14 protein-coding genes are annotated in these 14,922 nt (G+C 68.6%); 7 read left to right on the forward strand and 7 right to left on the reverse strand.

The annotated features are described in order from the left end of the window. Positions 1-6 precede the first annotated feature (6 nt). On the forward strand, positions 7-957 hold the full coding sequence (locus ACIO3S_RS13885; RefSeq protein WP_400464344.1) for a D-2-hydroxyacid dehydrogenase family protein: 951 nt from the start codon (positions 7-9) through the stop codon (positions 955-957). Further along, positions 950-1,660, forward strand: coding sequence for a transporter substrate-binding domain-containing protein (locus ACIO3S_RS13890; protein WP_400464347.1), 711 nt, complete (start codon positions 950-952; stop codon positions 1,658-1,660). The genes ACIO3S_RS13885 and ACIO3S_RS13890 overlap by 8 nt, the downstream gene beginning before the upstream one ends. Here ACIO3S_RS13890 and ACIO3S_RS13895 read toward each other — a convergent pair whose 3' ends face one another. Further along, complete coding sequence (locus ACIO3S_RS13895; RefSeq protein WP_400464350.1) at positions 1,661-2,434, reverse strand: GNAT family N-acetyltransferase; 774 nt, start codon at positions 2,432-2,434, stop codon at positions 1,661-1,663. It abuts the gene before it with no gap. A gap of 114 nt (positions 2,435-2,548) precedes the next feature. Between ACIO3S_RS13895 and ACIO3S_RS13900 the strand changes: the two genes are divergently transcribed. The 3 genes from ACIO3S_RS13900 to map are packed head-to-tail and all read left to right on the forward strand — an operon-like array spanning position 2,549 to position 5,055. After that, on the forward strand, positions 2,549-2,992 hold the full coding sequence (locus ACIO3S_RS13900; protein ID WP_400464353.1) for a YciI family protein: 444 nt from the start codon (positions 2,549-2,551) through the stop codon (positions 2,990-2,992). Then, a complete protein-coding gene (locus ACIO3S_RS13905; protein WP_400464355.1) occupies positions 2,989-4,239 on the forward strand; it encodes an RNA polymerase sigma factor in 1,251 nt (416 codons plus the stop codon). The genes ACIO3S_RS13900 and ACIO3S_RS13905 overlap by 4 nt, the downstream gene beginning before the upstream one ends. Before the next feature lie 48 nt (positions 4,240-4,287). Further along, positions 4,288-5,055, forward strand: a complete 768-nt coding sequence (gene map, locus ACIO3S_RS13910) for a type I methionyl aminopeptidase (protein ID WP_355227830.1) — start codon at positions 4,288-4,290, stop codon at positions 5,053-5,055. Between the two features lie 62 nt (positions 5,056-5,117). Here map and ACIO3S_RS13915 read toward each other — a convergent pair whose 3' ends face one another. The 3 genes from ACIO3S_RS13915 to ACIO3S_RS13925 form a co-directional block, all read right to left on the reverse strand. Beyond that, positions 5,118-7,454, reverse strand: a complete 2,337-nt coding sequence (locus ACIO3S_RS13915) for a M4 family metallopeptidase (RefSeq protein ID WP_400464358.1) — start codon at positions 7,452-7,454, stop codon at positions 5,118-5,120. A 372-nt stretch (positions 7,455-7,826) separates the two neighbouring features. After that, positions 7,827-8,111, reverse strand: coding sequence for a DUF3263 domain-containing protein (locus tag ACIO3S_RS13920; RefSeq protein ID WP_160022554.1), 285 nt, complete (start codon positions 8,109-8,111; stop codon positions 7,827-7,829). Positions 8,112-8,312: 201 nt separating this feature from the next. Beyond that, the gene (locus ACIO3S_RS13925) at positions 8,313-9,407 is read right to left on the reverse strand and encodes a potassium channel family protein (protein ID WP_400464362.1); all 1,095 of its coding nucleotides are present in this window, start codon (positions 9,405-9,407) and stop codon (positions 8,313-8,315) included. Positions 9,408-9,445: 38 nt separating this feature from the next. On the opposite strand from ACIO3S_RS13925, the gene ACIO3S_RS13930 reads away from it, so the two are divergent. Continuing rightward, entirely contained in the window at positions 9,446-11,095 is a 1,650-nt protein-coding gene (locus tag ACIO3S_RS13930; protein ID WP_400464365.1) for an acyl-CoA dehydrogenase family protein, read from the forward strand. A gap of 69 nt (positions 11,096-11,164) precedes the next feature. Here the strand turns inward: ACIO3S_RS13930 and ACIO3S_RS13935 are convergent, their stop codons facing one another. The 3 genes from ACIO3S_RS13935 to ACIO3S_RS13945 are packed head-to-tail and all read right to left on the reverse strand — an operon-like array spanning position 11,165 to position 14,297. Continuing rightward, a complete protein-coding gene (locus tag ACIO3S_RS13935; protein WP_160022548.1) occupies positions 11,165-12,004 on the reverse strand; it encodes a carbohydrate ABC transporter permease in 840 nt (279 codons plus the stop codon). Beyond that, positions 12,004-12,999 (reverse strand): carbohydrate ABC transporter permease, encoded by a 996-nt coding sequence (locus ACIO3S_RS13940; protein ID WP_400464369.1) that lies wholly within the window; start codon positions 12,997-12,999, stop codon positions 12,004-12,006. The genes ACIO3S_RS13935 and ACIO3S_RS13940 overlap by 1 nt, the downstream gene beginning before the upstream one ends. Continuing rightward, on the reverse strand, positions 12,996-14,297 hold the full coding sequence (locus ACIO3S_RS13945) for an ABC transporter substrate-binding protein (protein WP_400464372.1): 1,302 nt from the start codon (positions 14,295-14,297) through the stop codon (positions 12,996-12,998). The genes ACIO3S_RS13940 and ACIO3S_RS13945 overlap by 4 nt, the downstream gene beginning before the upstream one ends. Positions 14,298-14,629: 332 nt before the next feature. On the opposite strand from ACIO3S_RS13945, the gene ACIO3S_RS13950 reads away from it, so the two are divergent. Then, entirely contained in the window at positions 14,630-14,902 is a 273-nt protein-coding gene (locus ACIO3S_RS13950; RefSeq protein WP_400464375.1) for a hypothetical protein, read from the forward strand. The last annotated feature ends 20 nt before the right edge of the window (positions 14,903-14,922 follow it).

The raw sequence follows: 14,922 nt of genomic DNA on the forward strand, positions 1-14,922 counted from the left end.
CTGCACGTGCGCTGCGTGATTCTCGACGACTATCAGGACGTGGCGAGGACGTACGCCGCCTGGGGCTCGCTCGACGGGGTCGAGGTGACGTCGCTGACCGAGCACCTCGGGGCGGACGCCCTGGTCCGGGCGCTCGACGGTGCCGAGATCGTGGTGGCGATGCGGGAGCGTACGCCGTTCCCGGCCGCCGTGCTGGAACGGCTGTCCGACCTGAAGCTGCTGGTAACGACCGGGATGCGCAACGCCTCGATCGATCTCGCCGCGGCGGCCCGGCTGGGGATCACCGTGTGCGGCACGCCGTCGAGCCCGCATCCGCCGGTCGAGCTGACCTGGGCACTGATCCACGCGCTGACCCGCCACATCGTCACCGAGGCGACCGGGCAGACCTGGCAGCGGACCGTCGGGAGCGACCTCCACGGCCGGACCCTCGGCCTGCTCGGCCTCGGCAAGATCGGGGCCCGGGTCGCGGCCGTCGGGCAGGCGTTCGGGATGGACGTGATCGCCTGGAGCCCGCACCTCACCGCCGAGCGCGCCGAGCCGCTCGGGGCGCGCGCGGTCGACAAGGCCACCCTGTTCGAGTCCAGCGACATCGTCTCGCTCCATCTCGTGCTGTCGGAGGCCACGCGACACATCGTCGGAGACGCCGATCTGGCCTCGATGAAGCCGACCGCCCACCTCGTCAACACCTCCCGTGCCGGGCTGGTCGACACCGACGCGCTCATCGCCCACCTTGGCTCCGGCACGATCGCCGGCGCGGGCCTGGACGTCTTCGACGTCGAGCCGCTGCCCGCCGACGACGTGCTCCGTTACCTCCCGAACGTGGTCGCGACGCCACACCTCGGCTACGTCACCGAGGACAACTACCGCCGGTTCTACGGTGGCGCCGTCGAGGACATCGCCGCCTGGCTGGCCGGTGACCCGATCCGTACTCTCCTGCCGAAGGACCCTGATGTCTGACCCGATCCAGTTCGCCGCCGATCTGGCACCGACCGGGGTCCTGCGCGCCTCGATCAACCTCGGCAACCCGGTCCTCGCCCAGGGCACCCCCGAGGCGCCGAGCGGGGTCACCGTGGACATCGCCCGAGAGCTGGCGAGCCGGCTCGGCGTACCGGTCTCCTTCCAGTGCTTCGACGCCGCCCGCAAGTCCTTCGAAGCACTGCGGACCGGCGCCGCCGACGTCGCCTTCCTCGCGGTCGAGCCCGCCCGGGCCGCCGAGGTCGAGTTCACCGCGCCGTACGTCCTCATCGAGGGCGTCTACGCCGTCGCGGCCGACTCCCCGATCCGGACCGCGGACGACGTCGACCGCCCGGGCGTTCGGGTCGGCGTGAAGGAGGGCTCGGCCTACGACCTCTTCCTGACCCGCACGCTGGAGAACGCCGAGGTCGTACGCGGCGCCGACGGGATCGACGCCTTCCGTGGGCTCGGGCTCGAGGTCGCCGCCGGGATCCGGCAGCCTCTCGGCCGGCATGTCGCCGCCGACCCCGGTCTGCGGCTGGTCGAGCCGCGGTTCATGCAGATCCGCCAGGCCGTCGCGGTCGCGCGCCACCATCGTCCTGCCACCGTGAGCTTCGTGCACGAGCTGGTCGAGGACCTGAAGTCGAGCGGACGGATCGCCGAGTCGCTGGCCACCTCGGGGCAGGACGCGTCGGTCGCTCCCTGATCACTGTGAGCTGCGCCGGACGTAGGGCGTCGTGGTTCCGACCTTCGCCAGCCCCGAGCGCTCCAGGATCGGCCGGGAGAACTCGGTGGAGTCGCTGTGGATGTAGCGCTTGCCCCGGGCGATGGCGGTGCGGGCGCGAGCGGCGGTGAGCGCACGGTAGATGCCGCGGCCGCGCCACTTCTCCAGCGTCGCTCCGCCCCAGATGCCGGCGAACTCCGTGTCCGGCACCATGTCGATCCGGCCGGCACTGACGATCTCGCCGTCCGCCTCGGCGACCCACATCGCGCTCTCCCCCGCCGCGATGCCTCGCAGCTGGCTCTCGACCCGAGCCTCCGAGGCGGGTGAGCCGAAGACGCCGTCCTGCATGCTGCTGGCGGCGCGTACGTCCTGCTCGCTGGTGATGGCACGCAGGCCGATCCCGGCCGGCAGGGGCACGTCGACGGCCAGAAGCGCAGCCTCGCCGACCATGATCGACTCCGGCTCGTCGGGCGCGAAGCCGTGCCGCAGCAGCGTGTCGTGCAGCCCCGGGGCGTGGTCGTGGCCGCGGGTCTTCCACTCGACCTCCTCGATCGCCGGGTCGGCATCGAAGTGCGCGACCGCGGCGGCGACCAGCTCCTCGACACCGGCTGCGTCGGCCCCGTCGAGGTCCTGGTAGGAGATGAATCCTCGTCCGCCACCGAAGGTCGCGAGGCGCAGCGGTCCGTGTCGGGTCACCGACACCGCCCCGGAGGTCTCGGCATCGGTTCGCAACTGCTCGTCATAGGCCTTCAGCACGGCGAGAAACCTACGTCGAAGTCGTACGCCGATGCATGTAGTTATCGGGCGGCCGGCTCCGTTCCCCTCGTGAATGGCGCTTACAAGGAGCGCCCGAAGTGGAAGGGTGAGAACATGCCTCGCTACCTGATGATCCTCGACTACCAAGCCGGCAACGACGAGACTCCCGGCGGCATGGCTGGCTGGAAGCCGGAGGAGGTGCAGGGCCACATGAGCTACTACGAAGCGCTCAACAAGGCCCTGACCGAGTCCGGCGAGCTGGTGCACGTCGAGGCCCTGACGCCGCCCGACCAGGCGTTCGTGGTGACCTCCGACGGTGCCGACAGAACCGTCACCGACGGGCCGTTCCAAGAGTTCAAGGAGTGGGTCGCCGGCTACATGATCATCGACGCCGAGACCCTGGAGCGCGCGCTGGAGATCGCCGGTCTCTACTCCGCGGCTCCGGGCCCGGGCGGGCGGCCGATCGAGCAGCCGATCCAGGTGCGCCGGATGTACCACGGCACCGACGGCTCCTCGGTCGACGACACGATCGCCTTCGGCGAGGCGAGCATCGAGTGACCGAGGCGCTGCCGGGTGACCTCTTGCGCGACCTCACTCCGCAGGTCGTCGCCGTCGTCACCCGGCGCTGCGGGGATTTCGACGCCGCGGAGGACGCCGTCCAGGAGGCGCTCGTCGAGGCGGTACGCACCTGGCCGGAGCGCGGCGTACCGGAGAACGCTCGCGGCTGGCTGATCGCCACCGCGATGCACCGCCTCATCGATGCCAAGCGCAGCGAGTCACGCCGCCGCGACCGCGAGCATGCTGACCATCTCGCCGAGCCCGAGGGTCAGAACGCCTCTGGAATCGACGACTCCCTCGACGTACTCCTGCTCTGCTGTCATCCCAGCCTGACCCCGGCCTCGGCAGTGGCGCTGACCCTGCGGGCGGTCGGCGGGCTCACCACCCGGGAGATCGCGAACGCCTACCTCGTCCCGGAGAAGACGATGGCGCAGCGGATCTCCCGGGCGAAGGCGACGATCAAGGGACGCTCGCTCGGGATCGACGGCTCCGCCGACCTCGCCGCGCGGATCCCGGCGATGATGAAGGTGCTCTACCTGCTCTTCAACGAGGGGTACGTCGCGACCGAGGGCGACCACCTGCAACGCGTCGACCTGTGTGCCGAGGCGATCCGGTTGACCCGCCTCGCCCGCACCGCGCTCGCCAGGATGACGGGGACCGCCCACGGCGAGCTCGGCGGTCTGCTCGCGCTCATGCTGCTGCTCGATGCTCGCCGCCCCGCCCGGATCGACGCGCACGGCGCCGTGGTGCCGCTGGCCGACCAGGACCGGAGTCGGTGGCGTCACGAGGCCACCCGCGAGGGGGTCGCGCTGGTCGACTCCGTCATCGGCACCGGCCGGCCGGGGACCTACCAGATCCAGGCCGCCATCGCCGCGCTCCACAATCGCGCGCCCACCGCGGAGGGGACCGACTGGCTGCAGATCACCGCGCTCTACGGGTTGCTGGAGAAGGTCGCACCCGGGCCGATCGTGACGCTCAACAAGGCTGTCGCGGTCGGGTACGCCGACGGCCCGGGCCCCGCGCTCGCGCTGCTCGACGAGCTCCTGCGCGACTGTGCCCAGAACGGCGCCGGAGGCTTCGCCGACCATCCACGGGTGCCCGCGGTGCGCGCTCATCTGCTGGAGCTCGCCGGCGACCTGGACGGTGCTGCCGCTGCGTACGATCTGGCCTCGGTGCGGGCCACGAACCTCGCCGAGCGCCGTTTCCTGACGTCGAAGGCGGCCGCGCTGCGCGATGCTCGCTGCTGACGCATCGCTGAATTCTAGTGAGAACCGTTCTCAGGATACGCTGTGCCTGTGATCGAACTGCGCACCCCGACCCAGATCGAGCAGATGAAGCCCGCCGGCCGATTCGTGGCCGACGTCCTGACCGCACTCCGCGAGCACGCTGCCGTGGGCGTCAACCTGCTCGAGCTCGACGAGCTGGCGCACAAGATGATCAAGGACCGCGGCGCGGAGTCCTGCTACATCGACTACCACCCGAGCTTCGGCGCGATGCCGTTCGGGAAGGTGCTCTGCACCTCGGTCAACGACGGTGTGCTGCACGGCCTGCCCTTCGACTACAAGCTGCAGGACGGCGACCTGCTCAGCGTGGACTTCGCGGCCAGCGTCGACGGCTGGGTCTCCGACTCGGCCCTCTCCGTCGTCGTCGGTACGCCCCGCCAAGAGGACCTCGACCTGATCGAGACCACCACCCAGGCGCTCGCCGCCGGTATCGACGCCGCGCGCGTCGGCAACAAGGTCGGCGACATCTCCCACGCGATCGCCAGCGTCGCCCGCGCGAAGGGCCTCAAGATCAACACCCAGTTCGGCGGCCACGGCGTCGGCCGCACCATGCACGGCGACCCGCACATCGCCAACGACGGTCGCCCCGGCCGCGGCTTCAAGCTGCAGCCCGGCCTCGTCATCGCGATCGAGCCGTGGTTCCTGCACACCACCGACGAGATCTTCACCGACCCGGACGGCTGGACCCTGCGCAGCGCCGACGGCTCCCGCGGAGCCCATATGGAGCACACCGTGGCGATCACCGAGGACGGGCCTCTGATCCTCACCGCGCGCGACTGACGTACGAAGAACGACGGCGCCCCGCTCCCGAGAGGGAAGCGGGGCGCCGCGCTTTGTCTCGCCTACGACAGGTTCACGGCCGTGTCATCGATCAGGAAGCTCGTCGCGAGGGAGGAGTCCTCCGTACCGGTGAAGGTGAGGGTGACCGTGGAGCCCGCCTGCCCGCTGAGGCTGAGCGACTTCTGGACGTAGCCCGAACCCTTGTTGAGGTTCGAGTAGGTCGCCAGGGTGGTCGTCCCGGCCTTGACCGTCAGCTTGTCGTACGCCGAGGTCGTGGTCGTCTCATCGGAGTCGACGTACAGCCAGAAGGTGAGCGAGGCGGCACACCCGGACGGGATCGTCACCGACTGCGACAGCGTGTCGGTGTGGGTGGAGCCGTACCCGTTCAGCCAGGCCTTGTACGACCCGGAGTGCGCCGGCGCGCTGGTCGAGCTGTCGATCACACCCGAGGAGGCGGTCCAGCCGGTCGCGCCGGACTCGAAGCCCGGGTTGGTCAGCTTCTGGCCCGAGCAGGTGCCGCCGCCGGTGCCTGAGACGGTGAAGGTGAACTGCACGTTGCCGGTCACACCGGCGGCGTCAGTCGCGGTGACCGTCGGCGTGTAGGTGCCGGCCGCGGTCGGCGTGCCGGAGACCGTGCCCGAGGACGAGATCGAGACGCCCGCCGGGAGGCCGGTCGCGGTGTAGGTGTAGGGCGAGGTGCCGCCCGAGGCCGTGACCGTGAGGGACGAGATCGCGGTGCCGACGGTGCCGGTCTTCGAGCCCGGGGAGGCCACCGTCACGGGGCTGCTGCCGCCACCCGGGGTGCAGGTCGGGTCACCGGTCTGGGCGGGAACCGAGACGGCGTTCCAGGCGGCCTTGACCGCGTTGAACTCGGTGCAGGTGGTGGTGCCGTACAGGTTCTTGGCCGCGGTGAGCGTCCAGGTGCGGTACTTCAGGTACGACGACGAGGAGGTCTTCAGCAGCATCGCGTTGTACATGACCTTCATCGCCTTCTGGATCCCCACACCGGTGACGGTGGACCCGTTGCAGGTCGGCGAGGTCGGCTGACCGTTGGTCGGGTTGGACCCCTCGGCGAGCAGGTAGAACCAGTGGTTTCCCGGTCCGGCCGCGGCGTGGACCTCGTCGCCCGGCGTCGAGGACGAGTAGCAGTTGTCGTCACCGACCAGCGACGGGTTGTACATGTTGCGGATCGGGCCGGCGCCCACCAGGTCGACCTCCTCACCGACGGTGTAGTCGGGGGTGTCGTTGGCGGTCTGGTTGTCGTACCACTCGGTGGCGGCGCCGAAGGTGTCCGCGACGAACTCCTGGGTGTTGCCACCCGAGATCCCGCCGGGGGTGTGGTCGTCGATGCCGTGGCCGAACTCGTGGGCGACGACGTCGAGCGAGCCGATCCAGCGGGAGCCGGACTGCGAGTGCCCGATCTGCACCTGCGTACCGTCGTAGTAGGCGTTCACGTCGGCCAGACCCACCCGGATCGGGAGCCAGCCGCCGGAGCCGTCCATGCCCGAGCGACCCAGCCACGAGGTCAGCATGCCCTTCTCCTGCTGGGCGGCGTAGAACGCATCGACACAGCCGGTCTCCCGGTTGGTCGGGTCGCCGTTGCCCCAGGCGTCGTCGGTGCCGGTGTAGGTGACGTTGCCGCTCGAGTTCTGACACTTGAGCGTCGTCGCAGACGGGTCGGTCAACGAGTACGTCGACCCGGAGAGCTGCGTCGAGATCGACACGGACCCGGAGTAGCCCGAGTTGCCGGTGCCCTCGACGACGTGCTCCTTGGTGGAGAGCACCTTGCCCGTGGCGGCGTCGACGAAGACCGAGAGCCGTGAGGGCTCGCCCGCGCGAGTGCCGGTCACGATCGTCTCGTACGCCAGGTCCGAGCCGGCCTCGCCCTGGACGATGACCAGCTCGCTGGACTCGACGACCGGCTTGGTCACCTTGCCCTTGGCGACCGTCCGTGCCTTCGCCTCGGTGATCGCGGGCTTCGTGGTGGAGACCTTGACCGGGGCGTCCTGGGCGACCGAGGTGCCCAGCAGGTTGCCCTCCGCGTCGGCGGCGACCACGAAGTCACCGCCGACGACGCGCAGGCCCTGGTGGGTGCGGTCGTAGGAGACGTACTGCAGCCCGGAGGACTGGTACGTCTTCAGCCTGACGGCCTCGTCCTTGGCGCCGAGGTTCAACGCCGCGGGATCGGCGGCGACGAAGGCCGCAGCTGACCTCTCCGCCTTGGTCCTGGCTTCCTTGCCGCTGACGACGGCGCGGCCGTCGTCGGTCTCCTGGGATGCCACGGTGCCTTTGCCGGGCTTGGGGTCGCTGGCCGCCTGCACGCCTGTGGGCATGCTGATGGCGGCCACCGCCGAGATGAGGGCCATGGTCAGGCCCTGTGCTACGCGTCTGTTGTTCACGCAGACTCTCCTTGAGCCGGCCCCGCCGAGGCGAGCAGCCGATACTGACCTGTGGACAGTGGCGATCGGCCGCGGAGCGGGTCAATGCGCGTCCAGCCTCACAATCGCGCACTGCACGGAGTCGCATTTACGCCAACATATGAATACCCGCGGGCACATGTCGGATGCGTCAGTTTTCGCGTGGGTTGCCGGAGGCGCTCGCCTGCGACGGCAGCCCGGAAAGTGGGCCGAAATAGAAGTCAGCCGCTGGCGTCTCGGGTCACCAGCGGCTGACAAGAAGAACGTTAGCCGACGAACCCGAACACGTGCAAGCACTTGCAATGCAAAAGACTGCAAATGACCCGAACGGGCTACTCAGCCCACCTGAGCGGGCTATGAGCGCGGGTTCTTCGAGCGCTGCGTACGCCGCGCGTCGCGCTGCCGCCGCAGCCGGCGCACCAGGACGCCGTCGTACGCGAGCGCCTCGGGCTTGTCGATCAGGTCGTTGACGGCTCGGTGGTATTCGGCCGCGCTCATCCCGAGCTGCTCCCTGACCGCCTCGTCGCGTCCAGTGCCGGCCGACCACCAGGAACGCTCGAAGTCCAGCAGTTGCTTCTCGTTCTCGGAAAGGCCCGGCTGCCCGTCGGCAGACCCGGGGCTGTGGGGCGCCTCGGTCATGCGTACATCATCCCAGGCGCGACGGGCGCCTCCGAAACCGCCACGCGTCACCGTCTAGAACTACCCGGCATAGCCCATCTGGGCCATCTTCATAAAAGTGCAGAACAACTCTTTGAAGCCCGCCGGACCGTCCGCTAATCTCTTCCATGTCAGCCGCTGGTGACCCGAGACGCCAGCGGCTGACTTCTATTTCAGCGGGTGTTACGCCTCCGCGGTGTCCTCGCCGTGCGTCCCCGGACGCGGCGCCCAGGGCAGCTCTCTCGCGGCCCGCACGACGACCAACCGGTCCCCGCGCGACAGGGTGCCGACGACCGGGTCGAAGTAGCGGAAGACCTTCTCGTCGCGTACGACCGCGATCACCTGGTCGGCCAGCTGCTGCGGCTGCTTGCCGACCTCGTTGACCAGCAGGTCGCGCTCGGCGACCTCCAGGCCGGTGCCGGAGTTGAGCAGGTCCTCCATGACCGACCCGAGGGTCGGCGAGATGGTGGACAGACCCATCAGCCGGCCGACCGCGTCGGCGGAGGTGATCACCGAGTCGGCTCCGGACTGCTTCATCAACGGCGCGTTCTCGCGCTCGCGCGCGGCAGCGACGATCCACGCCTCGGGGTTGATCTGCCGCACCGTCAGGATCGTGAGCACGTTGGAGTCGTCACGGTTGGTGGTGATGATGACCTGCTCGGCGTCCTTGACGCCCGCCCGCATCAGCACCTCGCGCCGGGTGGCGTCGCCGGTGACCACGGCGATCCCGTCGGAGTGGGCATCCGAGCGTGCCACCGGGTCGGGGTCGACCACGACGAACTCCTCGGGATCGGCACCGCTGGTCAGCAGCGTCTCCACGGCGCTGCGGCCCTTGGTGCCGTAACCGACGACGACGATGTGCTGGGACATCTTCTTCCTCCAGCGAGCGACTCGGATGAGGTCACGGCCCTGCTTGGTGAGGACCTCGAGGGTGGTGCCGATCAGCAGCACCAGGAAGGCGATGCGAGCCGGCGTGATGATGAACGCGTTGATCATCCGCGCGTGCGCCTCGACCGGGGCGATGTCGCCGTAGCCGGTCGTGCTCAGCGTCACCGTCGTGTAGTAGATCGCGTCGATCAGGCTGATCTGGCCGGTGGGATCGTTGTTGTCGGCGTACGCGTCGCGGTCGAGATAGACCAGCAGGACCGTTCCGATCAGGATCGCCAGCGCGGCCAGCAGCCGCCGCCCGAGCTGCCACCAAGGCGACCGCACTGTCTCGGGAAGAGCGACCTGCTCGACACCGGCCCACTTCGGGGCATATGCAGATGTCTCGGACACATCTGTGACCCTATCCGCCGCGCTCTATCGTCTGTTGCATGAGTGCCTCCGACATCCGCCGTGTCACCAACCAGGCGCCCGCGCTCGCGGGTCACAACGTGGTCACCGGGGATGCCGCACTGTCGGCGGCGGTCCTGCGTCACGCGGGCGAGGAGACCCTCGACTCGCTCGTCTCCCTGGGCGCCGAGGCCGGCACCGCCGAGGCACAGGAGCACGGCCGCCTCGCCAACCGCTTCCACCCCGAGCTGGTCCCCTACGACCGCTACGGCAACCGGATCGACGAGGTCGCCTTCCACCCGTCCTGGCACTGGCTGATGGAAAAAGCCGTCGGCCACGGTCTGGCCGCCGCGCCCTGGGCACTGGCGGAAACGGGTGAGGGGAACGCCCACGTACGCCGCGCCGCCGGGTTCCTCGCCTGGTCCCAGACCGAGCCCGGACACCTGTGCCCGATCTCCATGACGTACGCCGCGGTCCCCGCGCTCCGCGCCGACGAGTCCCTCGCCGAGGAGTGGGTGCCGAGACTCGCCTCCACGAGCTACGACTTCGGTCTCCGCGACCCCGCCGAGAAGCTCGGCGCCCTGGCGGGCATGGGGATGACCGAGAAGCAGGGCGGCTCGGACGTACGCCTCAACATCACCGAGGCGCATCCCGTCGGCGACGGCGTCTACGAGCTGCACGGGCACAAGTGGTTCACCTCGGCACCGATGAACGACGTCTTCCTGGTGCTGGCCCAAGCACCTGATGGCCTGACCTGCTTCCTCCTCCCTCGCATCCTGCCCGGCGGCAGCCGCAACCAGCTCGACGTGGTGCGGCTCAAGGACAAGCTCGGCAACCGCTCCAACGCCAGCTCCGAGCTCGAGTTCCGCGGCACCACCGCCTACCGGCTGGGCGAGGAGGGCCGCGGCGTACGAACGATCATCGAGATGGTCGCCGCTACCCGCCTCGACTGCGTGCTGGGCTCGGCCTCCTTGATGCGCCGGGCCGTGGCCGAGGCGAGCTGGCACGTCGCCCACCGCTCCGCGTTCGGCGCCACCCTGGCCGACAAGCCGTTGATGCAGAACGTGATCGCCGATCTGGCCGTCGAGTCCGAGGCGGCCACGACCCTGGCGATGCGCCTGGCCGCCGCCGTCGACCGGCCGGACGAGGAGCACGAGCGGGCATTGCGCCGTATCGGCCTTCCGCTGGCGAAGTTCTGGGTCTGCAAGCGCACTCCGGCGATGGTCGCGGAGGCGCTGGAGTGTTTGGGCGGCAACGGCTACGTCGAGGAGTCGGTGATGCCCCTGCTCTTCCGCGAGTCCCCGCTCAACTCGGTCTGGGAGGGCTCCGGCAACGTCAACGCCCTCGACGTCCTGCGTGCCATCCAGCGCGAACCCGGGGTCCTCGACGCGTGGATCACCGAGGTCGGCAAGGCCAAGGGCGCCGACCGGCGCTACGACCGCGCCGTCGACGCCACCCTCTCCCTGCTGGGCGAGTCGATGACCAGTCCCGAGGAGCTGGAGCGCTCGGCCAGGCGCCTGGCCGGCAGCATGGCGACACTCCTCCAGGGGAGCCTCCTGGTCCAGCACGGCCCGGACGAGGTGGCCGACATCTTCTGCGCCAGCCGCCTGCCGGGCCACGGCGGGACGTACGGCATGCTCGCCGGCGGCGACCAGGTGGCGGTCGTGCAGCGGGCGAAGCCGACCCTGTAGAGGTGGCTGGACGCACGGCGGGCGCCATGCCCCGAAGGAGACATGACGCCCGCCGTTGCGGACCGAACCTCAGCCCTTGACGGACCCGGCCGTGAGCCCACGGACGAAGTAGCGCTGCAGCGAGAAGAACACCAGCAGCGGCACCGTCATCGTGATGAACGCGCCAGCAGTGAGCAGGTGCCACTCCTGGCCACGGTCGCCGATCAGGTCGCGCAACGTGATCGTGACGACCTCGTTGTCACCCGCCCCGAGGAAGATGAGCGCGACCAGAAGGTCGTTCCAGACCCAGAGGAACTGGAAGATCGCGAACGCTGCCAGTGCGGGCACCGACATCGGCACGATCAGCCTCCAGAAGGTCTGGAAGTGGGAGGCCCCGTCGATCTCGGCCGACTCGATGATCTCCTGTGGCAGGGTCGCCATGTAGCTGCGCAGGATGAAGACAGCCAACGGCATCCCGAACGCCGTGTGGGCCAGCCACACCGCGAGGAAGGTGCCGTTGAGGTCGTAGCTCCCGAACAGGTTGAGCAGCGGCACGAACGCCACCTGCAGCGGGACCACCAGCAACCCGACGATCACCATGAACAGCACGTTGCGCCCCGGGAACCGCATGAACGTGAATGCGTACGCAGCGAACGCGGCGATCATGATCGGCAGCACCGTCGCGGGGACGGAGACGACGATCGAGTTCACGAAGGCGTTCGCCATCCCGCTCTCGAGGACCTGCGAGTAGCTGTCGAAGGTCCACTGGGAGAACGGGTCGGTGATGACCGTCCACCAGCCCGACGACTTCACGTCGGCCTCGTCGCGGAACGACGAGATCAGCAGACCCAGCGTCGGGATGAACCAGAGGACGCACAGCAGGACGATGCCCACACGGACAGCGACGCTGCCGAGGGTGAAGCTCCTCATCAGCGGGCCTCCTGCTTCTTGAACTGGCGCATCTGGTAGACCATCACCGGGATCACCGCGATCATCAGGACCACGACCACCGCGGCCGCGCGACCGGCGTCACCGAACTCGAAGAGCTCGAGGACGAAGGTGTTGGCCAGCACCGAGGTGCCGGACCGGCCACCGGTCATCACGTAGACGATGTCGAAGACCTTCATCACCAGGATGAGGATGGTCACGAAGACCACGATCACCGTCGGCCAGATCTGCGGTACGACGACCTTGAAGAAGATCTGGATCTCGCTGGCCCCGTCGATGCGCGCCGCCTCCACGGTGTCCTCGGGGACGCTCTTGATCGCCGAGGAGAGCAGCACCATCGCGAACCCCGCCTGCAACCAGATCATGATGACGATCAGGAGCAGGTCGTTGAGGTTGTAGTCGGAGATGCGCAGCCAGGCGACCGGCTCGAACCCGAGACTGGTCGAGATCGCCGAGAGGAGCCCGATCTGCTTGTCGCCCTGCGCGAACCTGGTCGCGTAGACGAAGCCCCAGATCGTGCTCGCCCCGACGAAGCTGATCGCCATCGGCATGAAGATGACCGACTTCGCGACCCGCTCCGGGAACGCCTTCAGCTGGTCGGCCAGCACCGCCACGAGCAGGCCGACGATGACGCTGGCGGCCGGGACGATGAGGATCCAGAGCAGGTTGTTGACCAACGTGCCGATGAACTCGTCGTCCCGGAAGAGCGCCGTGTAGTTGTCGAACCCGACCCAGTTGATGCTGTTGTCATCGGCGAAGCTGTAGATCACCGTCATCAGGGCCGGGTAGACCAGGAAGACGGCGACCACCAGGATGGCCGGGCCGATGAAGACGTACGGCTTGACCCGCCTCTCCCACTGGCCCGGCAGCAGGCCCGAGAGGAAGTTGAGCAACCAGAAGAGAGCAGCGGTGCCACCGACCCCGAGGACGATCGCGATCAGGCCGTTGAGGATCTTCAGATATGGGTCATCGCTCATCCTCGCCAGCTCTCCTCGATCGCGTCGGCCGCCTCCTGAGCGCTCTTCTCACCTCCGACGTAGGCGTTCATCTCGCTCCAGAACGTCCCGGCGCCGACCTGTGCGGGCATCAGGTCCGAACCGTCGAAGCGGAACGTGTCGGCGTCCTGCAGCAGGGTCGCGATCTCGCCGAACATCGGGTCGGCGTAGTTGGAGTTGTCGAACTCGACGCTCGGCGAGAGCCAGCCACCGGACTTGGCCCACTCGACACCGAAGTCGGGGGACGCGAAGAACTCCATCAGCTCGACCACGTCGGTGTCGTTGGTGAAGGCGGTCGCCATGTCACCGCCGCCGAGCACCGGGTTGCCCTCGAAGCCGCCCTCCATGCTGCCCGGGAGCGCGAAGACGCCGACGTTGCCGGCCAGGTCCTGCTGGACGTCCTTCGGGAAGAAGGTGGTGATGAAGTTGGCCTGACGGTGCATCTGGCAGCCCGGCTTCGCGTCGAAGAGCGGGAGCGGGGAGTCGCCGAAGGGCTCGCTCAGGGTGCCGTCGGCCCCGCCGCGTACGTTCTTCGGCTTGTTGATGATGTCGCCCATGGTCTCGATCGCCTCGACGATCTTCGGGTCGTTGAAGGGGACCTCGTGGGAGACCCACTCGTCGTAGAACTCCGGGCCCTCCTGGCGCAGGACGATCTCCTCGACCCAGTCGGTGTAGACCCAGCCGGTGTCGGCACCGGCCTCGGCGCCGAGGCACCACGGGGTCTGGCCCTTGGCGATCATCTGGTCCTCGAGGCTTCGCAGCTCGTCCCAGGTCGTGGGCGCCTTGTAGCCGGACTGCTCGAAGTTCTTCGGGGTCCAGACCAGCGACTTCATCGAGACGCGGATCGGGACGCCGTAGGTCTTGTCGTCGATCTCGACCGAGTCCATCAGGCCCGGGATCATGGTGTCGTCGAGCGAGCCGACGTCGATGAGGTCGTCGAGCGGGAGCGTGTCACCCGACTCGGTCAGGTCACCGACCAGACCGGGCTGCGGGAAGAGCGCGATGTCGGGCGCGTCGTTTCCGTTGACCTTGGTGCGGATCTCGGTGGTGAAGTCCGTGGAGGGGGTGTAGGTCACCTCGATCCCGGTCTCCTTGGTGAACGTGTCGAGGGCCGCGTTGAGCCCCACGGCCTCGCCCTCGGGGATCGCGCCGAGGATCTGGATGCTGCCGTCTCCCTCTTCGGTGTCGCCGGCATCGTTGCTGCCGCCGCCACCGGGGACGCCGCAGCCGGTCACAGCGAGCAGACCTGCGACTACTGCTCCGATTTGCCACTTTCGCACGTGCATCTGATTGCACCCTCCATCGTCGTGTTGATCCACGGAGTCGTGCCACGCAGGCCGCGTCGGGTCCACGAGGCAGCGCCTCGTTATGTGATCTCCATAACATTAGTCGTTATGGTCCTTCGATGTCCCGGGCAAATTGTCGAACACTCACCCGAGAACGCGCAGGACGATACCTGTCACGCACTCCGGCACCATGACGACCCGCCATCCCGGTGTGGCTCCGGCAGCCGGGTTAGGCCAGAATCAGCGCCCAAATGAACTATCCGCATCCTCCCCATCAAGGCCCCGGCCAAGGGCCCCATCACCAGCCGCCTCGCGACCCACTGGCCGTGGCCGGCCGGCTGGCCGCCGTCATCTGCTCGATCCTCTTCTGGCTGATCGGAGCGATCGCCGTGATCGCCGCCGTCATCGGCATCTTCCGGGCCTTCGGCGGCGACCTGGCCTGGCGTACGGTCGGGATCTGGGCCGTCGGTGGTATCGGCTGCTTCGCCTTCTCCTGGATCGTCGCCGCCCTCGGCCGGATCGGGCTCGACGACGAGCCGATCGGGTCGTGGCGCGCCGCGCCGTTCGAGCTGGCGCGGATCCTCTACCGCAACCGATGACGACAGGCCGTACGTCGCGC

Source organism: Nocardioides sp. NPDC087217, from assembly GCF_044744805.1.
Classification (GTDB): domain Bacteria; phylum Actinomycetota; class Actinomycetes; order Propionibacteriales; family Nocardioidaceae; genus Nocardioides.

Excerpts from the sequence above, each read along its gene's own strand:
- ACIO3S_RS13890 (WP_400464347.1), top strand. The coding sequence starts at position 950 with ATGTCTGACCCGATCCAGTTCGCCGCCGATCTGGCACCGACCGGGGTC.
- ACIO3S_RS13900 (WP_400464353.1), top strand. The coding sequence starts at position 2,549 with ATGCCTCGCTACCTGATGATCCTCGACTACCAAGCCGGCAACGACGAG.
- ACIO3S_RS13920 (WP_160022554.1), bottom strand. The coding sequence starts at position 8,111 with ATGACCGAGGCGCCCCACAGCCCCGGGTCTGCCGACGGGCAGCCGGGC.
- ACIO3S_RS13930 (WP_400464365.1), top strand. The coding sequence starts at position 9,446 with ATGAGTGCCTCCGACATCCGCCGTGTCACCAACCAGGCGCCCGCGCTC.
- ACIO3S_RS13935 (WP_160022548.1), bottom strand. The coding sequence starts at position 12,004 with ATGAGGAGCTTCACCCTCGGCAGCGTCGCTGTCCGTGTGGGCATCGTC.
- ACIO3S_RS13940 (WP_400464369.1), bottom strand. The coding sequence starts at position 12,999 with ATGAGCGATGACCCATATCTGAAGATCCTCAACGGCCTGATCGCGATC.